General features: G+C 60.9%; 24 protein-coding genes. 13 read left to right on the forward strand and 11 right to left on the reverse strand.

All coding sequences use genetic code 11. The features are described 5' to 3' along the window. Positions 1-49: 49 nt before the first annotated feature. From HU765_RS06915 to HU765_RS06935, 5 genes are all read right to left on the reverse strand, one after another. Positions 50-622, reverse strand: coding sequence for a hypothetical protein (locus HU765_RS06915; protein WP_186619507.1), 573 nt, complete (start codon positions 620-622; stop codon positions 50-52). A 77-nt stretch (positions 623-699) separates the two neighbouring features. Continuing rightward, positions 700-930 (reverse strand): hypothetical protein, encoded by a 231-nt coding sequence (locus HU765_RS06920; protein ID WP_186619557.1) that lies wholly within the window; start codon positions 928-930, stop codon positions 700-702. A gap of 113 nt (positions 931-1043) precedes the next feature. After that, entirely contained in the window at positions 1044-1634 is a 591-nt protein-coding gene (locus HU765_RS06925) for an LON peptidase substrate-binding domain-containing protein (protein WP_186619508.1), read from the reverse strand. Positions 1635-1646: 12 nt separating this feature from the next. Next, a complete protein-coding gene (locus HU765_RS06930) occupies positions 1647-2363 on the reverse strand; it encodes an LrgB family protein (protein WP_016773013.1) in 717 nt (238 codons plus the stop codon). After that, positions 2363-2725, reverse strand: coding sequence for a CidA/LrgA family protein (locus tag HU765_RS06935; RefSeq protein ID WP_186546781.1), 363 nt, complete (start codon positions 2723-2725; stop codon positions 2363-2365). Before HU765_RS06935 ends, HU765_RS06930 begins: the two co-directional genes overlap by 1 nt. Positions 2726-2917: 192 nt before the next feature. On the opposite strand from HU765_RS06935, the gene HU765_RS06940 reads away from it, so the two are divergent. From HU765_RS06940 to HU765_RS06950, 3 genes are all read left to right on the forward strand, one after another. Next, positions 2918-3373 carry a MaoC family dehydratase gene (locus HU765_RS06940; RefSeq protein WP_186619509.1) on the forward strand — a complete coding sequence of 152 codons (456 nt, stop codon included), beginning with the start codon at positions 2918-2920 and terminating at the stop codon, positions 3371-3373. A 102-nt stretch (positions 3374-3475) separates the two neighbouring features. Then, entirely contained in the window at positions 3476-5203 is a 1728-nt protein-coding gene (locus HU765_RS06945) for a C13 family peptidase (protein ID WP_186619510.1), read from the forward strand. A gap of 27 nt (positions 5204-5230) precedes the next feature. Next, positions 5231-5872, forward strand: coding sequence for an oxidoreductase (locus HU765_RS06950; protein WP_186619511.1), 642 nt, complete (start codon positions 5231-5233; stop codon positions 5870-5872). A 128-nt stretch (positions 5873-6000) separates the two neighbouring features. Here the strand turns inward: HU765_RS06950 and HU765_RS06955 are convergent, their stop codons facing one another. The 4 genes from HU765_RS06955 to HU765_RS06970 all read right to left on the reverse strand — a co-directional run bounded on the left by HU765_RS06955 (position 6001) and on the right by HU765_RS06970 (position 10387). Further along, on the reverse strand, positions 6001-6285 hold the full coding sequence (locus HU765_RS06955; protein WP_186619512.1) for a YceK/YidQ family lipoprotein: 285 nt from the start codon (positions 6283-6285) through the stop codon (positions 6001-6003). Further along, positions 6278-6925 carry a flavin prenyltransferase UbiX gene (gene ubiX / locus HU765_RS06960; RefSeq protein WP_039771880.1) on the reverse strand — a complete coding sequence of 216 codons (648 nt, stop codon included), beginning with the start codon at positions 6923-6925 and terminating at the stop codon, positions 6278-6280. Before ubiX ends, HU765_RS06955 begins: the two co-directional genes overlap by 8 nt. After that, positions 6922-8271 (reverse strand): UDP-N-acetylmuramate:L-alanyl-gamma-D-glutamyl-meso-diaminopimelate ligase, encoded by a 1350-nt coding sequence (mpl, locus tag HU765_RS06965; protein ID WP_186546775.1) that lies wholly within the window; start codon positions 8269-8271, stop codon positions 6922-6924. The genes ubiX and mpl overlap by 4 nt, the downstream gene beginning before the upstream one ends. A 202-nt stretch (positions 8272-8473) precedes the next feature. Then, positions 8474-10387, reverse strand: a complete 1914-nt coding sequence (locus HU765_RS06970; protein WP_186619513.1) for a sigma-54-dependent Fis family transcriptional regulator — start codon at positions 10385-10387, stop codon at positions 8474-8476. Positions 10388-10686: 299 nt separating this feature from the next. On the opposite strand from HU765_RS06970, the gene HU765_RS06975 reads away from it, so the two are divergent. The 10 genes from HU765_RS06975 (at position 10687) to HU765_RS07020 (ending at position 20674) form a co-directional block, all read left to right on the forward strand. Next, on the forward strand, positions 10687-12207 hold the full coding sequence (locus HU765_RS06975; RefSeq protein WP_186546773.1) for an aldehyde dehydrogenase family protein: 1521 nt from the start codon (positions 10687-10689) through the stop codon (positions 12205-12207). Between the two features lie 247 nt (positions 12208-12454). After that, entirely contained in the window at positions 12455-13903 is a 1449-nt protein-coding gene (gene eat, locus HU765_RS06980) for an ethanolamine permease (RefSeq protein WP_186619514.1), read from the forward strand. A gap of 51 nt (positions 13904-13954) precedes the next feature. Continuing rightward, positions 13955-15349: an ethanolamine ammonia-lyase subunit EutB gene (locus tag HU765_RS06985; RefSeq protein WP_186619515.1), complete on the forward strand. Its 1395-nt coding sequence runs from the start codon at positions 13955-13957 to the stop codon at positions 15347-15349. Positions 15350-15354: 5 nt separating this feature from the next. Continuing rightward, the gene (gene eutC / locus HU765_RS06990; RefSeq protein ID WP_186619516.1) at positions 15355-16179 is read left to right on the forward strand and encodes an ethanolamine ammonia-lyase subunit EutC; all 825 of its coding nucleotides are present in this window, start codon (positions 15355-15357) and stop codon (positions 16177-16179) included. A 116-nt stretch (positions 16180-16295) separates the two neighbouring features. Next, positions 16296-16757: a GNAT family N-acetyltransferase gene (locus tag HU765_RS06995; protein ID WP_003228592.1), complete on the forward strand. Its 462-nt coding sequence runs from the start codon at positions 16296-16298 to the stop codon at positions 16755-16757. Between the two features lie 232 nt (positions 16758-16989). Beyond that, complete coding sequence (locus HU765_RS07000) at positions 16990-17640, forward strand: DedA family protein (RefSeq protein ID WP_016773001.1); 651 nt, start codon at positions 16990-16992, stop codon at positions 17638-17640. A gap of 4 nt (positions 17641-17644) precedes the next feature. Then, entirely contained in the window at positions 17645-18457 is an 813-nt protein-coding gene (locus HU765_RS07005) for a zinc-dependent peptidase (protein WP_186619517.1), read from the forward strand. A gap of 112 nt (positions 18458-18569) precedes the next feature. Then, positions 18570-19097, forward strand: coding sequence for an inorganic diphosphatase (ppa, locus tag HU765_RS07010; protein WP_003205933.1), 528 nt, complete (start codon positions 18570-18572; stop codon positions 19095-19097). A 216-nt stretch (positions 19098-19313) separates the two neighbouring features. Continuing rightward, positions 19314-20060 (forward strand): helix-turn-helix transcriptional regulator, encoded by a 747-nt coding sequence (locus tag HU765_RS07015; RefSeq protein WP_186546768.1) that lies wholly within the window; start codon positions 19314-19316, stop codon positions 20058-20060. A gap of 440 nt (positions 20061-20500) precedes the next feature. Continuing rightward, on the forward strand, positions 20501-20674 hold the full coding sequence (locus tag HU765_RS07020; protein ID WP_186619518.1) for a hypothetical protein: 174 nt from the start codon (positions 20501-20503) through the stop codon (positions 20672-20674). A gap of 67 nt (positions 20675-20741) precedes the next feature. Here HU765_RS07020 and HU765_RS07025 read toward each other — a convergent pair whose 3' ends face one another. Continuing rightward, complete coding sequence (locus tag HU765_RS07025; RefSeq protein ID WP_186619519.1) at positions 20742-21554, reverse strand: DUF2135 domain-containing protein; 813 nt, start codon at positions 21552-21554, stop codon at positions 20742-20744. Positions 21555-21557: 3 nt separating this feature from the next. Continuing rightward, positions 21558-23177: a DUF2300 domain-containing protein gene (locus tag HU765_RS07030; RefSeq protein WP_186619520.1), complete on the reverse strand. Its 1620-nt coding sequence runs from the start codon at positions 23175-23177 to the stop codon at positions 21558-21560. Position 23178: the final 1 nt, after the last annotated feature.

A 23178-nucleotide genomic window follows, 5' to 3' on the forward strand; every position in this document is an offset into this window, starting at 1 on the left:
AGCAATGCTCACATCGGCGCGAGTCCGATTCAATTAACGACGCTTTTGATCAAGCCAGGGCAGGCAGTCGATCAATGACCTTGATCACAAACACGGCTGGATCACTGTTGAACGCATCGTGCCCCGTGACATTGGGATCGGCGGCTTTGAAACTGCTGACCCGGTTAACCACGTTTCGATACAACGGCTTTTTAGTCGACTCGCTACCCAGATCGATGTAAGTCGGCCCCGATTCGAAATCACCCAACGACGCCCGTCGCACGCCAACCTTGCTGATTGAAAAAAACTCACTGCGTTCGGTCGTGCTGACCAGTAAATCGTAGGTTTTGGGGTCTATGACCCATCGCGCGCCATCATAGATACCGCGAAGTGAAACATGGATGGCGTAACTGTCTCCATGCGGCGTAAACGTCAACAAAAGGGGCTTATCGTCTTCGTGATCGGCGAGCGTGATAAAGCAGCTCTCGCGCTTGTCCGCCAATGCTACCTCCGTACTCAACTGGACCTGTCGGGTCATCCGCGGCTCACGCAACTTTTGCTTCAAGCGTTGTTGGTTCAACACCACTGGCAGACCATTAAAGTAAAGATTGGCCGTGAAAGAACCGTTGTTGTTCTTGTTCATGAAACACACCACCTGAATAAACGGGCGCTGCCAGACACACACTAAAAAATGGCAGGCTGTATTGGAAAATATCGAGATCAAGCGACTATGGCAGTTGCCACTGATGCGGCCGTCGCTGAAACACGCGGCAGATCATCAACGGGGATTTTTGCAGCTCTGCGTAGACGCCGTTCGAGCACCATCGCATCGGCGTACTTGCCGGCGCCTTCAACGACATGTTTGACGTTATGATCGCTACCGGCATGTTTGAAAATATACTTGCCGGCGATATCGTCCCAGAACCCCCACTCATCTTCATAAACAGTCATGATTTCTTCCTTGTTATTAATCGGGTCGCCGATTCCTGTCGGCAACTTGAAATTAAGACAAAGGCAAAATCAAAACAATGCTGGCAGGCACGGCCAGCTAATTCAAAGTGCAACTAAGCAAACAATTCACCTTGCAACTCATCGAGCAATGCCTGTATCGCATCCAGACGTTGCTGCGGATTATCCAGTTGCAACAGGTCGATCTTGTCTTCTTCGGCAAACGGCAGCAGGTAGGCCAACTGATTGGCCAGCGACTGCTGCCCCGACGCCTCGGTGCCCATGTCCAGCGCTTCCACCATCGGGTGTTCGGCCAGCGCCTTGAGCAGGGCCACCAGATCGGCGTCTTCATCTTGCAACGGTTGTTCGGGCTCATCGTCGAACCACTCGATGTCGGCCTGAATCAATTGGTCGCGCTGCACTTCGCTGCGCAATACCTTGAAGCGCCGCCCGCCCTGTACACGGATACCGAGCAAGCCGTTGTCCTGCTGCTGGAAATCGATGATCCGCGCTTCGCAACCCACCATGGCAAAACCTTCCGGTGCCACACCGACTTCGCTGCCTTCAAGAATGCACACCACACCGAAGCCAACGCCTTGCTTCATGCAGCGGCCAATCATGTCGAGGTAGCGCGCCTCGAAAATCTGCAAGTCAAGGTTGCAGCCGGGAAACAGCACTGTGTTCAGCGGGAAAAGCGGCAGACTCATAGACATTTTTCCTTACACCACCATCGACACCGCCAACGGCAGGAACACCGCCGTGGCCACGCCCATCAGACTCATCGCCAGCGCGGCAAAGGCGCCGCACTCATCGTTTTCCTGCATCGCCACCGCCGTGCCGACAGCGTGGGCGGTCATGCCCAGTGCCATGCCGCGCGCCTCGGGGCTGTGCACGCCGAGGCGCGTCAGCAGCGCCGGGCCGAAGATCGCACCAATAACCCCGGTGATCAGCACGAACACTGCTGCCAGCGCCGCGACGCCGCCGATCTGCTCGGCCACCAGCATGGCAATCGGCGACGTCACCGATTTTGGCGCCATGGTCATCAAGATCATGTGATCGGCACCGAACCACCAGCCCAGCGCCACGCCCATGCCTGTCGCCACCACCCCGCCTATCACCAGCGTAGTAAAAATCGGCCAGAACAATTGGCGGATGCGTCGCAGATTCAAATACAGCGGCACTGCCAGCGCCACCGTGGCCGGGCCCAGCAAAATGCTGAGGATTTCGGTGCTCTTGCGGTACTCGGCGTAGGTCAGACCGCAGCCGACCAGCACACCGATCACCAACAGCATGGAGACCAGCACCGGTTGCAGAAAGATCCAGCGAGTTTTCTCGAATGCCGCCAGCACAAGCTGATAGGCACCCAGCGTAATACCGATGCCGAACAACGGATGGTGAATGACCGAAGCCCAGGCACCTTGCCAGTCAAAGAGCATCAGGACTCCTCCGCCGGCGGCGCGTGACGTTTGATCAGACGCTGCATCAGCACGCCGGCAAAGGCCATCGACAAGATCAGCGAGACCACCAGTGCGCCGACAATCGCCCAAAAGTCTGCAGCAATTGCCCCCGCATACACCATGACACCCACCGCTGGCGGTACCAGCAGCAACGGCAGATAACGCAGCAGGCTACCCGCCGCCTGATTCAGCGGCTCGCCGACTTCACCGCGAATGATCAGAAATACCAGCAACAACAGCAGACCGATGATCGGCCCCGGCAGTATCGGCAGCAGCAAGTGATTGAGCGCCGTGCCGAGCAACTGAAACAGCACCAGCATGGTCAGGCCACGTAACAACATCTGACATCTCCGTCTGACTTTCCAACCCGCAAATCGCCCGCATTATAAGCATGCCTGCGCTATGGACCGGCATTCGCCAAAAGCATGGTCGGTTGACCTGAGCAAATCGCCATGATGATCTACAGTGGTTCGCAGGCCGGTCAAATCCGCCCCTGAAAAACTATAAAACCGATGAACCCAAGGAGAGTCTCAATGCCCTATGTTCCCGTTGCAGAGCTCAAAGATTATGTCGGCAAGGAACTCGGACGTTCCGAATGGCTCACCATCGATCAGGAACGCATCAACCTGTTCGCCGAAGCCACCGGTGATTATCAGTTCATTCATGTCGACCCGATCAAAGCCGCGCAGACCCCGTTTGGCAGCACCATTGCCCATGGTTTCCTGTCGCTGTCGCTGATGCCCAAATTGATGGAGGACATCCTCGTTCTGCCGGAAGGCGTGAAAATGGTCGTCAACTATGGCCTGGACAGCGTGCGTTTCATCCAGCCGGTCAAGGTCGATTCGAAAGTCCGATTGAAGGTCGACATGGTCGAAGTGACCGAGAAAAAACCCGGCCAGTGGTTGCTCAAGGCAACCGCAACACTGGAGATAGAGGGCTCGGACAAACCGGCCTATATCGCCGAGCCGTTGTCGCTCTGTTTCGTCTGATCGTTCCGTATGCGAAGCAGCACACGCTGTTTCGCGTCACGTCTCTATATATGCGACGCATAGCTGCGGCATACTCGGTCGCCTAATTGCCCGGATCCCGCTATGCGCTCACTCGCTCGTCTTGCACCCCTTGCCCTGACCCTGATGCTCACCGCTTGCGGCGACGGCGAATCGCTGTTGCCGCCGGATGCGCGCCTGCCGGATGGCGGACGCTATCGCGGTGAGCTGGTCAATGGCTTGCTGCAAGGCCAGGGCCGCGTCGACTACCCCAATGGCAGTTGGTACGCCGGGCAGTTCGATCAGGGTCAATGGCACGGGCAAGGCGAATGGCACGGCAGCAATGGCGAAGTCTATCGCGGCCAGTTTCAGCAAGGCCTGTTCGACGGCCAGGGCAGCCTGACCACCAACGCCAGCAGTTACACCGGCGGCTTCAAGCAGGGGCGGCGCGACGGCGAAGGCACGCTGAAAGAAAACGGCATGACCTATCGCGGCGAGTTCAAGGCGGATCAGTATTCCGGACTCGGTCGTCTGGAGATGGACGACGGCAGCTCCTATCAAGGGCAGTTCGGCCATGGCAAACCCAACGGCGAAGGCCAGCGCGGCGATGCCAGCGGCAATTCGTTCAGCGGCCATTTCGTCAACGGTCAGTTGGAAGGCAACGGCACCTATAACAGCGCCGACGGCGACATCTATGTCGGCGGTTTCAAGAACAATCAATTACACGGCAAGGGCCGCTACGAAAACGCCGATGGCGATGTCTGGATCGGCCAGTTCAAGGAAGGCGCATTGACCGGCAAGGGCGAACTGATCGGCGCCGACGGCAGCCATTACATCGGCAGCTTCGTTGACTGGCGCTTCAGCGGCCAGGGTCGCCTGAACCTGTCCGACGGCAGTTTCTACATCGGCGGCTTTGACAACGACAGCTATTCCGGGCGCGGCACCCTGGTGCTGACCGATGGCAGCGTGCTCAGCGGCAGCTGGATCAACGGCCAGCGGGTGCGCGATGCCGACGGCAAGTTGCTGCCCGATACCCTTGAACTCGGCCTGCTCGCCCAAGGGCGCCTGCTCGATGACGCCCTGGCGGCGATTCCCGCGTCGACTCCAACGGTCGAGTTGTACACCCTGACTCTGGGCGGCGACGGCAAGCAAAGCGTGTTCCTGCGCGAATCCGATTACGTCGCCAACATGCTCAACACGCGTTTCGGCGCTTTCGGCCAGATTCGTCTGGTCAACCACCGCGACCATCTCGGCGACCGCCCCATGGCCACCCGCGAAAACCTGCGCCGCGCTGCGCAGACCCTCGCCGAACGCAGCGGTCCGGAAGACTTGTTGTTCATTTACCTGACCAGCCACGGCACCGCCGAGCACGAACTGGTGCTCGATCAGCCGCGCATGGAGCTGGCCGACCTGCCCGCCGACGAACTCGCCGCCGTGCTCGCACCGCTGAAAAACCGCGACAAGGTCATCGTCATTTCATCGTGTTATTCCGGTGGTTTCATCCCGGCGCTGAAAGACCAGCGCACCCTGATCATGACCGCCTCGCGCGCCGATCGGGTGTCCTTCGGCTGTTCGGAGGAGGCCAACTTCACCTATTTCGGCGACGCGCTGTTTGCCCAGGCGCTGAACCAGACCGATGATCTGGAGCAAGCCTTCAAACTGGCCAAGGCCACGGTCGCCGAGCGTGAACTGGCGGACGGTTTCGAAGCGTCGGAGCCGCAAATCTGGGCGCCGAAGACCGTGCTGTCGCATTGGCAGTTGCTGCGCAAACAGCAAGCGCGCAAAGCATTGCAAAGTGCGGCGTTGAACGACGGGCCGACAAAAGGCAACTAAGCTGAACAGTATCAAGGGAGAGACCTTATGTACTTGACGCCTCAGCATGTATTGCTTGCCGGAGCCACCGGGTTGACCGGTGAACATCTACTCGACCGCTTGCTCAACGAGCCCACGATCACCCGCGTCCTCGCCCCTTCCCGTCGACCACTGGCCGAGCATCCGCATCTGGAAAACCCGGTCGGCGATCCGCAGGCTTTTCTGCCGCAGCTCGCCGGACGCGTCGATATTGCGTACTGCTGCCTCGGCACCACGATCAAGCAGGCCGGTTCCGAAGCCGCCTTTCGCGCGGTGGATCTGGACATGGTCGTGGCGTTCGCCAAGCGCGCCCGTGAGCTGGGCGCGCGGCACCTGATCGTGATCAGTGCGATTGGCGCCGATCCGAAATCCTCGGTGTTTTACAACCGGGTCAAAGGTGAAATGGAACAGGCCTTGCGTGCGCAGGACTGGCCGCAACTGACCATTTGCCGGCCTTCGCTATTATTGGGCGAGCGTACGGAACCGCGTCTGGCCGAGCAATTGGCCGGGCCGTTGTCGAAATTGATTCCGGGCAAGTACCGCGGCATCGAAGCGTGCCAGCTGGCGCGGGCGATGTGGCGGTTGGCGCTGGAGGAGCAGGACGGAGTGCGCGTGATTGAGTCGGATGAGCTGAGGAAGTTAGGCAAATAACTCCGGGACTTTGTGGTGAGGGGATTTATCCCCGTTCGGCTGCGCAGCAGTCGTCGCTTTTAAAATTTTGGGGGCGCTTCGCACCCCAACGGGGATAAATCCCCTCGCCACAGAGGTTGTGCGCTCCCCTACAATCCGCCGGTTGCCTGGAAACCTACGCCAATCACCGTGAGCAACGACAACGGCAACAACAGCGTATCGAGCAACGCACTGGCCGGCAGGTCCGCGCCCGGATAGCTCGGCGCCTCAGCACCAAAGCGGTCCATCGCGCAGCAGCCGCCATTCAACGCGTACAAATCCAGCCGCGTCCCGGCGTACACCACCGGTGCGCCCGGTTTAGCCGCATCGAGCGTGCGCGCCGTGGCACAGCCAGTCAGCAGCGCCGCCAGAACAATCACCAACAGCTTATTCATCACTGCTCAGATGATGCTCGCCCCAGCGCGGCAGCATGTCCTGAGGTATGCCGAGCAAATTGAGAATCCGCGCGACGACAAAATCGATCAGGTCGTCGATGGTCTGCGGCTGGTGATAGAACCCTGGCGAGGCCGGCAGAATCGTCACGCCCATGTTCGACAGCTTGAGCATGTGCTCCAGATGAATGCTCGAATACGGCGCCTCGCGCGGCACCAGAATCAACTGGCGGCGCTCTTTCAACGTGACGTCCGCCGCGCGCTCGATCAGGTTGTTGCAGGCCCCCGTGGCAATCGCCGACAACGTGCCGGTCGAACACGGCACCACCACCATCGCCGCTGGCGCACCGGAGCCGGAAGCGACTGGCGACATCCAGTCTTCCTTGCCGTACACACGAATCTGCCCGGCGGCGGCGCCGGTGTATTCGGTCAGAAAGGCCTGCATCATTTGCGGCTTGGCCGGCAAGGAAACATCGGTCTCCGTGGCCATCACCAGTTGCGCGGCCTTGGAGATCAGAAAATGCACCTCGCGATCCTCGCGCACCAGGCAATCGAGCAGGCGCAAGCCGTATTGCGCGCCGGACGCACCGGTCATCGCCAAGGTGATGCGTTCCGGGCCATTGCTCTCGAAACGAGTGTTCATTGCAGCGCCTCGGCGAGCTTGCCGTGCAGGCCGCCGAAGCCGCCGTTGCTCATGATCACCACGTGGGTGCCGGGTTGTGCCTGGCTCTTCACGCGCTCGATGATGCCCTCCAGCGAATCGCTGACAATCGACGGCACGGTGCACAACGCCGCGGTCGCCGCCAGGTCCCAGCCGAGGTTGGCCGGGGCGTACCAGATCACCTGATCGGCATCGGCCACGCTGTCCGGCAAGCCGTCACGGTGCGCGCCGAGCTTCATCGAGTTGGAGCGTGGTTCGATGATCGCGATCAGCGGCGCATCGCCAATACGTTTGCGCAGGCCGTCGAGGGTAGTGGCGATGGCGGTCGGGTGGTGGGCGAAGTCATCATAGATGGTGATGCCGCGCACTTCGGCGACTTTCTCCATGCGCCGCTTGACGTTCTTGAACGCGCTCAACCCGGCGATGCCCATCGACGGCACCACGCCGACATGCCGCGCAGCCGCCAGAGCGGCCAAGGCGTTGGCGACGTTGTGCTGACCGGTCAACTCCCACTCGACGGTGCCTTGCGACACACCTTCGAACAGCACTTCGAACGCCGAGCCGTCTTCACTAAGCAATTTGACCTGCCACTGACCGCCGGCACCGGTGGTCTGCACCGGGGTCCAGCAGCCCATTTCGATCACGCGCTGCAAAGCCGGCTCAGTGGTCGGATGAATGACCAGTCCTTCGCTTGGAATAGTGCGTACCAAGTGATGGAACTGCCGCTCGATCGCCGGCAAATCGGGGAAGATGTCCGCATGATCGAACTCAAGGTTATTGAGGATCGCAGTGCGCGGGCGGTAATGGACGAATTTCGAACGCTTGTCGAAAAACGCGCTGTCGTATTCATCGGCCTCGATCACGAAGAACGGCGTACCGCCCAGCCGCGCCGACACCGAGAAATTCTGCGGCACACCACCGATCAGGAAACCCGGGCTCATGCCTGCGTGCTCCAGTACCCAGGCGAGCATGCTGCTGGTGGTGGTCTTGCCGTGGGTACCGGCGACTGCCAGCACCCAACGACCTTGCAGCACATGATCGGCCAGCCACTGCGGCCCGGACACATACGGCAGGCCTTTGTTCAGCACGTATTCCACCGCCGGGTTGCCACGGGACATGGCGTTACCGATGACCACCAGATCCGGCGCCGGATCGAGTTGCGCCGGGTCGTAGCCCTGCGTCAGCTGAATGCCTTGGGCCTCGAGCTGCGTGCTCATTGGCGGATAGACGTTGGCGTCAGAGCCGGTCACGTGATGGCCCAGCTCTTTGGCCAGCACCGCCATCGAACCCATGAAAGTCCCGCAGATACCCAGAATATGAATGTGCATAGTCGACCTCGTAAAACATGGCCGCAGGTTAGCGTAGGGAGGGGGAAATGGCACTCTTTAGCTGAAGCGGCCGGACGGGGTGGCTGCTACATTGATCGTTCCCACGCTCTGCGTGGGAATGCAGCACGGGACGCTCCGCGTTCCAAAGCGGACGCAGAGCGTCCGGGGAGGCGTTACCACGCGGAGCGTGGGAACGATCAGATTACGCAGATCGCCCAATCCCATGTTTACGCAGCTTCCTATAGAGCGTGTTACGGCTGACGCCGAGCTGCTGCGCTGTTTGAGTCATGTGCCAGCGCGTCTGTTCCAGCACAGTGAGCAACGTCAAACGTTCGGCATCCCCCAACGGGTGCCCGGATTCAACCGACTTCAGCTCCGGCGCCGGCCGCGCCTGCCGAATCATCACCGGCAAATCCTCAACCCCGACCCGCCCGCCATCACACAACGCTGCCAGCGTGCGCAGCACATTGCGCAACTGCCGCACGTTGCCCGGCCAATTGAACGTCAGCAACGCCTGACGCGCCGGCTCGTCGATCAGGATGGTTTCGCCGCCCGCCTCTTCAGCCAACAGAAAATCCAGCAACTGCGCCTTGTCACTGCGCTCGCGCAATGCCGGCAACGCCACTTCCAGCCCGTTGAGCCGGTAATACAAATCCTCGCGGAAGCTGCCGTCCGCGACTCGCTCAAGCAGATTGCGGTGGGTGGCGCTGATGATCCGCACGTTGACCGCTTCCGGCTCGCCGCCAATCGGCACCACCTGCCGGTCCTCCAGCACGCGCAGCAAACGGGTCTGCAAGGCCAGCGGCATGTCACCGATTTCATCGAGGAACAAAGTGCCGCCGTCGGCCTGCTGCAACTTGCCGCGCATGCCATCCTTGCGCGCACCGGTGAAGCTGCCACCGCGATAACCAAACAGTTCGCTCTCGATCAGGCTTTCCGGGATGGCTGCGCAATTGAGGGCGACGAAGGCTTTGCCTGAGCGTTGGCTGGCCTGATGCACCGCCTTGGCGAACGCTTCCTTGCCCGAGCCGGTTTCACCGTTGATCAACAGCGGCACGTCGCGCTCGAACACGCGCAGGGCCTTGCGGAAATCGGCCTGCAATGCCTCGTCGCCAAGGCAGATGCCGGACAGACGTGGCGCAGGCGTCGCGATCGGCGTGGGGAAAACCGGCGTCGGCTTGCGCGATTCGCCGCGCACCACGGCGAACAGATGGCGTCCGTCGCGGGTGCGCAGCGGCCAACTGGCGCTGGCAATAGCGCTCGCTCGGCCAAGCAGGTCATCCAGCGAACAATCGAAAAACGCCTCGACGGGTTTTCCCAGCAAACCACCGCGAACATGCCCGAGCAGGTTCAACGCGCTCTGATTCGCCGCACTGATCCGCCCTTCGCCGTCAAACGCCAGCAGCCCCTCGCTGAACAAGCCGACGGACTCGGCCTGTAGATGAAAACGCAACAACCACTGATTGTCGAAACAGCGCAGGAAGTAACAGCTTTCGATCATCTTTGCCGACAGATTGACCAGCGCCATGGTGTGGAACTGGCTCTGGCGCGAGACGTCCGGGCGGGCCGAGGAGACGTCGAGTACCGCCAGCAGTTCGCCATGCGGATCGAACACCGGGCTCGCCGAACAGGTCAGCCCGGTGTGACGGCCGCGAAAGTGCTCGTTTTGATGAATAGTCAGCGCCTGGCGCTCGACCAGGCACGTGCCGATGCCATTGGTGCCTTCGCAGGCCTCGCTCCAGTCGGCGCCGAGCCAGAGCCCGGCGCGCTCGAAAATCTTCCGTTCGGCCGGCGCAGTGACGCAGTTGAGGATTACCCCGCGGGCATCGGTCAGCAGCACCGCGTGGCCAGCGCCGGAAAGTTGTTGATGCAGACTGCTCATTTCCGTGCCGGCGATTTGCAGGACTTGCTGCAAGCGCTCGCGACTTTCCAGCACGCGTCCGTGCTCGAGCACGGTCGGCGCCATGGTCACCGAAGGATCGAGGTGATAGTCCTCCAGACAGCGCAGCCACGAGCGGGCGATCGACGGATCGGCACCGGGGCCGTGCAGGTGCGGCTTGCCCTGGGTCACAGTGAGAACCTGACGCGCGTGGCGACTTAAATGGTTATCGTGCATTTCTTATTGTTCTCCCCGAGGCGCGAGGGCCCAAAGCATGAGGTGAGGCCCAGCATCCTCCAGCCACCGGCGCATTGCAATGGCAAGACCGCTCGGTCACGGGCTGTGCCGAAAGCGGTACAAATTGTCACGCCTGCTGTACCGAAACCGTCACAGCGCAAATCCGCTCGTCCGACATAAACCCGCCAAGCCCTTGATTTGCCTGACCTGCACGGCAGTGGCCCGAGCCTTGCTCTACGCTTATAGCAAGCGCACTTGCGCGTTTCTCTAATAAGTACAAAGCCAAGGAGAACATCATCATGCGTTACGCCCACCCCGGTACTGAAGGCGCCAAAGTCTCGTTCAAGAGCAAGTACGGTAACTACATCGGCGGCGAGTTCGTCGCGCCGGTCAAAGGTCAGTACTTCACCAATACCTCGCCAGTGAATGGCCAGCCAATCGCCGAATTCCCCCGTTCCACTGCCGAAGACATCGACAAGGCACTGGACGCCGCCCACGCTGCCGCCGATGCGTGGGGCGCAACCTCCGTGCAGGCGCGCTCGCTGATCCTGCTGAAAATCGCCGACCGCATCGAAGAAAACCTCGAACTGCTGGCGATCACCGAAACCTGGGACAACGGCAAAGCCATCCGCGAAACCCTCAACGCGGATATCCCGCTGGCAGCCGACCATTTCCGTTACTTCGCCGGTTGCCTGCGCGCTCAGGAAGGCAGCGCTGCGGAAATCGACGGCAACACCGTGGCCTATCACATCCATGAACCACTGGGCGTGGTCGGCCAGATCATCCCATGGAACTTCCCGCTGCTGATGGCCGCGTGGAAACTCGCGCCGGCGCTGGCCGCCGGCAACTGCGTGGTGCTCAAGCCCGCCGAGCAAACCCCGCTGGGCATCTGCGTGCTGATGGAACTGATCGGCGACCTGCTGCCGCCGGGCGTACTCAATGTCGTGCAAGGTTTCGGCAAAGAAGCCGGCGAAGCACTGGCGACCAGCAAGCGCATCGCCAAGATCGCCTTCACCGGCTCGACCCCGGTCGGCTCGCACATCATGAAATGCGCGGCGGAAAACATCATTCCGTCCACCGTGGAACTGGGCGGCAAGTCGCCGAACATCTTCTTCGAAGACATCATGCAGGCCGAGCCGAGCTTCATCGAAAAAGCCGCCGAAGGCCTGGTGCTGGCGTTCTTCAACCAGGGCGAAGTGTGCACCTGCCCTTCCCGCGCGCTGGTGCAGGAATCGATCTACGACGAATTCATGCAGGCGGTGATGAAGAAAGTCAGCCAGATCAAACGCGGCGATCCGCTGGACACCGAGACCATGGTCGGCGCGCAAGCGTCGGAGCAGCAATTCGACAAGATCCTGTCGTACCTGGAGATCGCCAAGGGCGAAGGTGCCGAGCTGCTGACTGGCGGCAAGGTGGAAAAACTCGAGGGCAGCCTGGCCACCGGTTACTACATCCAGCCAACCCTGCTCAAGGGCACGAACAAGATGCGCGTGTTCCAGGAAGAAATCTTCGGCCCGGTGGTGAGCATCACCACCTTCAAGGACGAAGCCGAAGCCCTGGCGATTGCCAACGACACCGAGTTCGGCCTCGGCGCCGGCCTGTGGACCCGCGACATCAACCGCGCCTACCGCATGGGGCGGGCGATCAAGGCCGGTCGCGTATGGACCAACTGCTACCACCTGTACCCGGCGCACGCCGCGTTCGGTGGTTACAAGAAGTCCGGCGTCGGGCGTGAGACGCACAAGATGATGCTCGACCATTACCAGCAGACCAAGAACCTGCTGGTGAGCTACGACATCAATCCGTTGGGGTTCTTTTAAGCGGACGGGGCGAGGCAGTGATTACTGCATCGCCCCTTGAATAGCTTCGCGAGCAGGCTCGCTCCCACAGAGAATCTGCGTGCGACCACACATCCACTGTGGGAGCGGGCTTGCTCGCGAAGGCGGTCATACCTTCAATATCCAAGTCACTGACACACCGCTTTCGCGAGCAAGCCCGCTCCCACAGGGGTAATGCGCCACTTCAGCGAACAGGTTGGATAAAAACAATAAAAACAGGTAACTGCTTATGCCAAGCGATCATGCAAATCCGCAACCGGCAACTTCCTCCGTCGACTTCGAAAAAGTCGGCACGGACTACTTCCAACAACGCGAACTGAAAAAAGGCGCCGCCGGCTGGGTCCTGCTGGTGGGGCTGGGCGTCGCTTATGTGATCTCCGGCGATTACGCCGGCTGGAACTTCGGCCTCGCCCAAGGTGGCTGGGGCGGCATGTTCCTCGCCACGTTGCTGATGGCGACCATGTACCTGTGCATGTGTTTTTCTCTGGCCGAACTGTCATCGATGATCCCCACCGCCGGCGGCGGCTACGGTTTTGCCCGCAGCGCCTTCGGGCCGTGGGGCGGGTTTCTCACCGGCACCGCAATCCTCATCGAATACGCCATTGCCCCCGCCGCGATCGCGGTGTTCATCGGCGCCTACTGCGAGTCGTTGTTCGGCATCGGCGGCTGGATGATCTATCTGGCGTTCTACATCATCTTCATCGCCATCCATATTTTCGGGGTCGGCGAAGCGCTCAAGTTGATGTTCATCATCACCGCCGTCGCTGCGCTGGCGCTGGGGGTGTTTCTGGTGGCGATGGTGCCGCACTTTGATGTCGCCAACCTGCTCGACATCCCGGTGACCGCTGCTGCCGGCGCCAGCCCGTTCCTGCCGTTCGGCTATGTTGGCGTTTGGGCGGCGATTCCGTATGCGATCTGGTTTTTCCTCGCCGTCGAAGGCGTGCCGCTGGCCGCTGAAGAAACCAAGAACCCCAAGCGCGACCTGCCGCGCGGCCTGATCGGCGCCATGCTGGTGCTGCTGATGTTCGCTCTGCTGATTCTCATCGTTGGCCCCGGCGGCGCCGGCGCCAATTCGTTGCTGACCTCCGGCAACCCGCTGGTCGAAGCACTGAGCAAAGCCTACGGCGGCTCGACCTGGATGGGCAGCTTCGTCAACCTGGTCGGCCTGGCCGGACTGATCGCCAGTTTCTTCTCGATCATCTACGCCTATTCACGGCAGATCTTCGCGCTGTCGCGGGCCGGCTACCTGCCACGCAAACTGTCCGAGACCAACAAAAGCAAAGCGCCGGTGCTGGCCCTGGTGATCCCGGGCATTATCGGTTTCGGTTTGTCGCTGACCGGTCAGGGCGACCTGCTGATTCTGGTGGCGGTGTTCGGCGCGACCATTTCGTACGTGCTGATGATGGCCGCGCACATCACCCTGCGCATCCGTCGCCCCAAAATGGACCGGCCGTATCGCACGCCGGGTGGCATCTTCACGTCGGGCGTGGCGCTGGTGCTGGCCTGCATCGCCGTGGTGGCGGGCTTCCTTGTCGATCCGCGGGTGGTGATCGGCGCGGCGATCATCTATGGAGTGTTAATTGCTTACTTTGCTTTCTACAGTCGGCATCACTTGGTAGCGGGCACGCCGGAAGAAGAATTCGCGGCGATTCAGAAAGCTGAACAAGCCTTGCACTGATTGTCGAAAACCACGGCGCAGACAGTTCTGCGCCGTCACGGAGAACGCTGAATGGCCAGTTTTGCTCACACGGTCGGCGCGCAGACTTACCGCTTCGACAGCTTGAAAGACGTCATGGCCAAGGCCAGCCCCGCCCGCTCGGGGGATTTTCTCGCCGAGATCGCCGCGCTCAATGACGGCGAACGGGTGGCCGCGCAAATGGCGCTGGCGGACATCCCGCTCACGCACTTCCTGCAGGAAGCGCTGATTCCTTACGAAGCCGATGAAGTCACCCGGCTGATCATCGACACCCACGACAAGCAGGCCTTCGCCGTGGTCAGCCATCTCACCGTTGGCGGCTTTCGCGACTGGCTGCTCAGCGACGCGGCGGATGAAACCAGTCTGCGCGCCCTCGCCCCCGGCCTGACCCCGGAAATGGTTGCCGCCGTGTCGAAAATCATGCGCGTGCAGGATCTGGTGCTGGTGGCGCAGAAGATCCGTGTGGTCACGAAATTTCGCGGCACCCTCGGTCTGCGCGGGCGCCTGTCGACCCGTCTGCAACCCAACCACCCGACCGACGAACCGTCCGGCATTGCCGCGAGCATTCTCGACGGTCTGCTCTACGGCAACGGCGATGCGATGATCGGCATCAACCCGGCCACCGACAGCATCGCCTCGATCTGCGCGATGCTGGAGATGCTCGACGCGATCATCCAGCGCTACGACATTCCAACCCAGGCCTGCGTGCTGACCCACGTCACCACCTCGATCGAGGCGATCAACCGTGGGGTGCCGCTGGATCTGGTGTTCCAGTCGATTGCCGGCACCGAAGCGGCCAACGCCAGTTTCGGCATCAATCTCAACGTCTTGCAGGAAGGCTACGACGCCGGCCTCAGCCTGAAGCGCGGCACCCTCGGGCAGAACCTGATGTATTTCGAAACCGGTCAGGGCAGTGCGCTGTCAGCCAACGCCCACCACGGCGTCGATCAACAGACCTGCGAGACAAGGGCCTACGCCGTGGCGCGCCATTTCAAGCCGTTCCTGGTGAACACTGTCGTAGGATTTATCGGCCCGGAATACCTCTATAACGGCAAGCAGATCATCCGTGCCGGCCTCGAAGATCACTTTTGCGGCAAGCTGCTCGGCGTGCCGATGGGTTGCGACATCTGCTACACCAACCACGCCGAAGCCGATCAGGACGACATGGACACTCTGCTGACGCTGCTCGGCGTCGCCGGGATCAACTTCATCATGGGCATCCCCGGCTCCGACGACATCATGCTCAATTACCAGACCACCTCGTTCCACGACGCCCTCTATGCGCGCCAGACCCTGGGCTTGAAACCGGCGCCGGAGTTCGAGCAATGGCTGGCGAACATGGGCATCTTCACCCAGGCGGACGGCAAGGTTCGCTTTGGCAATAACCTGCCGCCGGCCTTCCGTCAGGCCTTGGCGCACTTGGGATGAGTCATATGGAAAAACCACCGGTCGATCCGCAAAACCCGTGGCTGGAACTGCGCCGCCTGACCCCTGCACGCATTGCCCTGGGCCGCACCGGCACCAGCCTGCCGACACGGGCGCAACTGGACTTTCAGTTTGCCCACGCGCAGGCGCGGGATGCGGTGCATCTGGCCTTCGATCACGCCGCAATCAGCGCACAACTCACTGAACGCGGGCGTGACAGTCTGCTGCTGCACAGCGCCGCACTGGATCGCAACAGTTACCTGCAACGGCCGGATCTGGGACGCAAGCTGAGCGATGAATCGGCGCAGGTCTTGCGCGACTACGCCACGGCGCACCCGGGCGGCGTCGATCTGGTGATTGTCGTCGCCGACGGCCTGTCAGCGCTGGCGGTGCATCGCCACACGTTGCCGTTTCTGACGCGCCTGGAGGAGCAGATGGGCGCCGATGGCTGGTCCGTGGCGCCGGTGGTGCTGGTCGAACAGGGCCGTGTTGCCGTGGGCGATGAAATCGGCCAGTTGCTCGGCGCGAAAATGGTCGTAATGCTGATCGGCGAGCGCCCGGGCCTCAGTTCGCCGGACAGCTTGGGGCTGTATTTCACCTACGCGCCGAAAGTCGGGCTGACCGATGCTTATCGCAACTGCATTTCCAACGTCAGGCTTGAGGGCTTGAGCTACGGCATGGCTGCGCATCGCTTGCTGTACCTGATGCGCGAAGCCTGCCGGCGGCAGTTGTCAGGGGTCAATCTGAAGGACGAAGCACAGGTCCAGACTCTGGAGGCCGACGAGGGCGTCGACATGCGAGGAAATTTCCTACTGGCTCCACCTACAACCTGAACCGTTTCCGCATTGCCTTTCTGCGCTGGTTTCAGGCAGGATCGATGCACGGCCGCCAAGGGTTTCCCATCGCCGTCAGAGCAGTTGAAGACAGCCACTTGAAGACGAGACCTATCATGCGGATTATTCAAGCGACCCTCGAACATCTGGATTTGCTGACCCCGTTGTTCGTCAAGTATCGCGAGTTCTACGGTTCCCTGCCTTACCCGGACTCCTCCCGCGCCTTTCTGGAAAAACGCCTGCGCCGCAAGGAATCGGTGATCTACCTGGCCCTGGCGGATGACGACGACAAGAAGCTCATGGGCTTCTGTCAGCTTTATCCGAGCTTCTCCTCGCTGTCGCTCAAGCGCGTGTGGATCCTCAACGACATCTACGTCGCCGAAGACGCGCGCCGCCAACTGGTCGCCGACAACTTGATCCGTACCGCAAAGAAGATGGCCAAGGAAACCCAGGCCGTGCGCATGCGCGTCTCGACCAGCAGCAACAACGAAGTGGCGCAGAAAACCTACGAATCCATCGGTTTCAAGGAAGACACCGAGTTCAAGAACTACGTGCTGCCGATCAGCGACGAACTCTGAACCTCAGTGGGGTTGTTCTGTGGCGAGGGAGCTTGCTCCCTCACCACAGCTGACCTGCGCCCGACAATTAATCACACCCGACATTCCCCGCTACAAAACCGACGCGCTTTTCATCAGTCAGACCTTATAATCCCGACTTTTCCGGCTTGTAAGAAAAACTACACCCGGCTGTAGGCTTACACGAAGTCATCCGCACAGGCCTGCCGAGTCGGGCCGTCATACAGGTGCCCCCATGGATTTCAACCCGCTCGACCTTATCCTGCATCTCGATGTGTACCTCGATTTGCTGGTGAACAACTATGGGCCGTGGATCTACGCCATCCTGTTTCTGGTGATCTTCTGTGAAACCGGCCTGGTGGTAATGCCCTTCCTGCCGGGCGATTCGTTGCTGTTCATCGCCGGCGCTGTGGCAGCGGGCGGCGGCATGGACCCGGTGCTGCTCGGCGGCCTGCTGATGCTGGCAGCGATCATGGGCGACAGCACCAACTACGTAATCGGACGAACGGCCGGGGAAAAGCTGTTCAGCAATCCGAACTCGAAAATCTTCCGTCGTGACTACCTGCAAAAAACCCACGATTTCTACGACAAACACGGCGGCAAGACGGTGACTATGGCGCGTTTCCTGCCGATCATCCGCACCTTCGCGCCGTTCGTTGCCGGCGTGGCACGCATGCCCTATCCGCGCTTTTTCGGCTTCAGTGTGCTCGGCACCATCCTTTGGGTCGGCGGTCTGGTCACCTTGGGCTACTTCTTTGGTAACGTGCCGTTCATCAAGAAAAACCTGTCGCTGCTGGTGGTGGCCATCATCCTGCTGTCGCTGGTGCCAATGATCATCGGCGTGGTGCGCAGCCGTTTCGGCGGCACCAAAGTGCAATCGCACTAAGCCGATGTGGTCCCTGAGCGCCTGGCGTCGCCGGCGCCTCCTGGCGAAACATCCGATTGCCGACGACCTGTGGCAACGGGTACGCCACCATCTGAGCTTTCTCGACGGCATCAACGCCGACGAAGACCGCTGGCTGCGTGAAGCCTGCGTGTTGTTTCTCCACGACAAGCACCTGAGCGCCCTGCCCGGCGTCGAACTGCATCAGGAACAACGCCTGCTGCTCGCCGCCCAGGCGCAACTGCCGTTGCTCAGGCTGGGCGACTTGAATTGGTATCAGGGCTTTCACGAGATCGTGCTGTATCCCGACGACTTCCTCAGCCCGCAACGCCATCGCGATGCCAGCGGCATCGAGCATGAATGGGACGGCGAACACAGCGGTGAAGCCTGGCAGCAAGGGCCGGTCATCCTGGCCTGGCCCGGCGTAATGGCCAGCGGTGGCTGGGACGGCTACAACCTGGTGATCCACGAACTCGCGCACAAACTCGACATGCTCAACGGCGATGCCAACGGCCTGCCGCCACTGCACGCCGACATGCGCGTCAGCGAATGGGCCGAGGTGATGCAAGCGGCTTACGACGACCTCAACCGCCAACTCGACCACGATCCCGACGCCGAAACCGCCATCGATCCCTACGCCGCCGAGAACCCGGCCGAGTTCTTCGCCGTCACCAGCGAGTACTTTTTCAGCGCCCCGGATCTGCTCCACGAGGCCTATCCACGGGTGTATGCGCAACTGCAGCTTTTCTACCGTCAGGACCCGTTGGGCAGGTTGCGGCAACTTCAGGCCTCGGACCCGGTCTATCAGGCGCACGCCTGAGTTCTGCACGACTTTCGGCACATGGCGTACGCGGCAGAATATGCCTATAATCGCCGCCACTTTTTGGTCAATCCGACCAGGTTTTTTTGGTCAACTACGGGGGCAACGCCCAATGAGCTACAGCAAGATTCCGGCTGGCAAAGACCTGCCGAACGACATCTACGTCGCGATCGAGATCCCGGCCAACCACGCGCCGATCAAATACGAAATCGACAAAGACAGCGATTGCCTGTTCGTTGACCGTTTCATGGCCACCCCGATGTTCTACCCGGCCAACTACGGTTACATCCCGAACACCCTGGCTGACGATGGCGACCCCCTCGACGTGCTGGTCGTGACCCCTTACCCGGTCGCCCCAGGCTCGGTTATCCGTGCCCGTCCGGTCGGCATCCTGAACATGACCGACGACGGCGGCGGCGATGCCAAAGTCATCGCCGTGCCACACGACAAGCTGTCCCAGCTGTACGTCGACGTGAAGGAATACACCGACCTGCCACCCCTGCTGATCCAGCAGATCGAGCACTTCTTCGCGAACTACAAAGATCTCGAAAAAGGCAAATGGGTCAAGATCGAAGGCTGGGCCGGTGCAGACGCCGCCCGCGAAGCGATCACCAAGTCGGTTGCCGCCTACAAAGGCTGAGCCATTGCGCTTCGCGTTAGGCTTGACGAAAACCCCGGAATTCCGGGGTTTTTTGTGCCTGGAAAACTTCGTTAAACAGCGTGTTTAAAATTCAGCATACGGTTTTAATCTGTTTAATTTCCCACAAGCAAGTCTTACATCCAGTCGCAAAATACAGCCATTTTTTGAACGCCGAGTTTATTCAAACCGCTCTAGCCCGCCCGTAGACTCGTGTTTATGAGAAAGAACACTAGCGGTCCACGATTCAGGGCACTCCTGGAAGCAGCGAACATCAGCACCACGGATTTCGCAAAGTTCTGGGGCACGGAAGCCCAAAACGTTCATAACTGGTACACCCGGGGCGTCCCGGCGTATCGCATGGAAGAAGTCTCACGCCTGCTGTCGGTCAATAGTGACTGGCTGAAGACCGGAGAAGGCGTCAAGGACATCCCGCGCCTGCACGCTCCGGCGAGCAATGGCGACACGTTCGATGCCCAGGCCATTCGCGGGGTGTACACGGTCGTCAACCCCAGCGACATCGACCTGTCGTTCTTCAAGGAAGCCCCCATTGCCAACGGCGGCGGCAAAACCGAGGTCATCCTCGACCCGGACCAATCCATCCGCCTGCCCCGCGCCCACCTTGACCAACTCGACATCAAGCACGCCAACGCCATCTGCGCCCACATGATCGGCAACAGCATGGCCGAACGCATCGAAGACGGCTCCATCGTCGCCATCGACCGCGGCCTGACCCAGGTTGTCGACGGCGAAATCTACGCCGTCGAACACGAAGGCATGCTGCGCATCAAATACCTGCACCGCATGCCCGGCAACGGCCTGCGCATGCGCAGCCACAACAGCGCCGAATACCCCGACGAGGTTTTCCGGCCGGCGCAGATCGAGGAGCAGCGGATCCATATTCTGGGCTGGGTATTCTGGTGGTCGACGCTTGGCAAGCGCAGGCCGGTGGTGCCGTTTTTGTGACGGGCTCGCCGATCTCGGCTCTTCGACGAACCCTGTGGGAGCGGGCTTGCCCGCGAAGAGGCCCTGACAAGCGGTAAAAATCCAGAATTTGTACCGCCGAAGTCGCTCTAAACCGCACTTGAGGCTGGGAATCCAAAGCAAAACTCAGTATCCTGCGCCCCACATTTGCGCATCGACCCGCTCCCGCGGCTCAGATGACGCCCGACGCGGCAGACCAACGCCTGACCAAGTCCCACAGCCGGACGCAGATCCGGATGTACGTTTTGAAGGCTGGCGCGGTTTACCAAAAATAAACCAAGCCAGTCCCCGAGAAGCCGGCCACAAGCCGGCTTTTTAATGTCTGCAGCAAATCATATCGACTGGCTGAATTCGCATTTCTCGCTTGTACGTCGCGCAGTCCATTGGTTACCGTTGGGCCAACTTTTCGCAGGATTAGACAAATGCCCATAGTCTCAGTCCACATTGAGGATGCGCTGAATCAGATTGCCGAACGAGGCGAGCTGCCTTTCAAAGGAAAACGAAGCAGTGATGACGATGACGAACTTACCGCCATCGTTAATGAGCGCCTCGCCGCACCTCAGAGAGTCAAGCTCAGTCTGGCTGAGTTGGACTGAGAATAAGGGTTGAGCAGCAAGCTACTGCTCACTGCATTTGCCCAACAACCTGTTGGACAAATGCCCCTCACGGATAACTAAACGACTTCACCAACGTCAACTCCCCCACCGCCCGCATCGGCACCAGAAACGTCTCCATCTTCTCGCTCGGCGTGCCCTCTTCCGTAATCACCGTCACTTGCGCCGTCGTCAGCGCCTGCACCGCTTCATCCCCGCCTTCGTCATCCCCGCGATACCCGCCACCGTAATAATTCACATAAACCAGGTACTGGCCTTTGATCGGCGCTGGCATGGCGGCGATTTCCGGGCCGTAGCCGGTGGTGACGTCGACGTCCAGCGCGGCGCCGTTGGCGGCGCTGCGGTTGCCGTACCAGATGTGGGCGCCGTCGGGGGTGATGAGGTGCAGATCGAGGTCGGTGCCGTCGCTATCCCAGGCCAGCAGGACGCGGAGCTTGGCCGGAGTGGCGCCGCCGCGGGCGTTGAGGAACTGCGTGCGGTGGCGCTGTTGGCCGTCGGGGCTGCGGATTTCGACGCTGTTGCTGCCGTTGGGGAAGGAGAACGGTCGGTCGAAGCGGCCGGCGGGGTCGATTTTCAGCGGCATGCTGACGCCGTTGACGATCAGCCGGCCGGGTTCGTTGTTCTTGGGGATGGCTTTGATCTGGCCGCTGATGCGCGCGGTGTTGGCCTGGCCGAGCGGGGTGTTGACCGACGAGGCCGGGTAGTTGACCGTCTGCCGGAAGCTTTCGCCCTCGCCTTCCGGTGCGCCGCTGCGCCAGCCGCCGACCGGGGTGTCGAGTTTGACGCCGTCGGCGGCAAAAGCCTGCGGCAGTCCATTGAGGGCACAGAGCAGCAGCAAGACCTGTGGATAACGGAGTGTCATGGTCTATTCCAGCAAGAGGTGACGGGCGAGCCCTTCGATGTAGGTTTCATCCTGGCCGTTGGGGTGTGCTTCGAAGGCCAGGTGCAGGTATTCGTGGGTCAGGTCGAGGCGATCCTGCAGGGTCAGCACGCCGCGCACGTAAATGCGCTGGCGTTCGCGGTCGACAAAGGGCCGGCCGAAGGCGAGTTTGCACACGGCGAACGCGCTGACTTCGTTGTAGCCGGTTTCGCTTTCCAGCTTCGGACGCCAGCCGCGTCGTTGTTTCTGCAGCCAGTCCTGCGCGGTGGGTAACGCTTCGCAGGAGGCGACCGGGTTGTCCCAGCGGCTGAGGCTGGCGCGTGGATAGGCGTGTAGCAGGATCGCGTCGTAGCGCTGCCCAGCGTTGGCTTGTGCGACGGCTTGCTGCCAGGCGAGCTTGTCCGGGCCGGGCTGGTCGGAGTGATAGGTGACGGTGCTGCCGGCCAGGACCAGATCGGCGGTCCAGGCGGCGATGCGGCGTGACTCGCTGGAGGCGGGGCGCGGGGCGACGCGTTGGCGACTGCTGCTGTCGTCGATGCTCAGGCATTCGCCGTTACGCGTGGCGTTTTGCAGCAGGTAGGTACGGATGGCGACGGCGAGGGCTTTGGCCGCTTCGGCGGGTTCGGGTCTGGCTTCGCGTTCGAGGACGCGAGCGACGTACTCTTCGCGATCAAGCCTCGCGACGAGTTTGTCGTTGAGCAGAAACAGTTCGCCGTCGCTGTGGATATCCAGCGCGTTGCCATTGGCGAATTCGACACGGTAGTCGCCGCGCAACGGACCAGACGACGCCACACGATCACCCGCGAGAACCTTCGACAGCGGATATTTCGCGAACAGTCCGACTTCCACACAACGCCCTGCGTCCGCTGGCCAAGCCGTCGGCAAAACGCTTGCCAGCGCCTGCCCGTAATGCCGCAACACCCTCTGACTGGTGCCACGCCCACCCGCCCAGATTGGCGCGCCGTCGTGGGTCCAGCCAGCGAATCCACCCTGGCGCGATTGCGCATCCTGATCGCCGAGCCAGCTCCAGGTTTTGACCCGCAAACGCCCGCCCAACTCACCGACAACATTGCCGTCCGCTGCGCTCAGCACGACATCAAGCAGCACGCGGCGCATCTGATCTTGCGCCGGCATCGAAGCCAGCACTTTGAGCAAATCGGCAACAGTGACCCGAGTAGCCGGTTGCACCGACGACAAGTCGAGCAACCATCCTGGCGCCTGCCGCGCCTGCCAATATGCGCGCCAATCCGCCGCAGCAATGGCCAATCGAGCCGGCTCGAAATACAAACCGCAGGACTTCACCAGCGCCTGATCACGTTCGATCCGGCCGCCCGCCGAGCAGCAATAAACCTCTTCCTTCGACTGCCCGCGACATTCGTAAGCAGGCTCGCGCGCGCCGTTGTCCACCAGCCACGCGTAGACAAACAGCTTCCACAAGCTGCCCAACGGTGCATCGAACGACTCTGGCAACGCTTCGCGCGCGATCACTTGCGTCTGATTCAACGACAACAGCTCGCCCTTATAAGCCACGCGCAACGGCGCGTCCTGCGCCGTTGCCAGCGCAGGCATCGCCCATAACAACAGCCACAGCAGCGGCCGGCGCATG

Source organism: Pseudomonas sp. SWRI81 (assembly GCF_014268545.1).
Classification (GTDB): Bacteria; Pseudomonadota; Gammaproteobacteria; order Pseudomonadales; family Pseudomonadaceae; genus Aquipseudomonas; species Aquipseudomonas hamedanensis.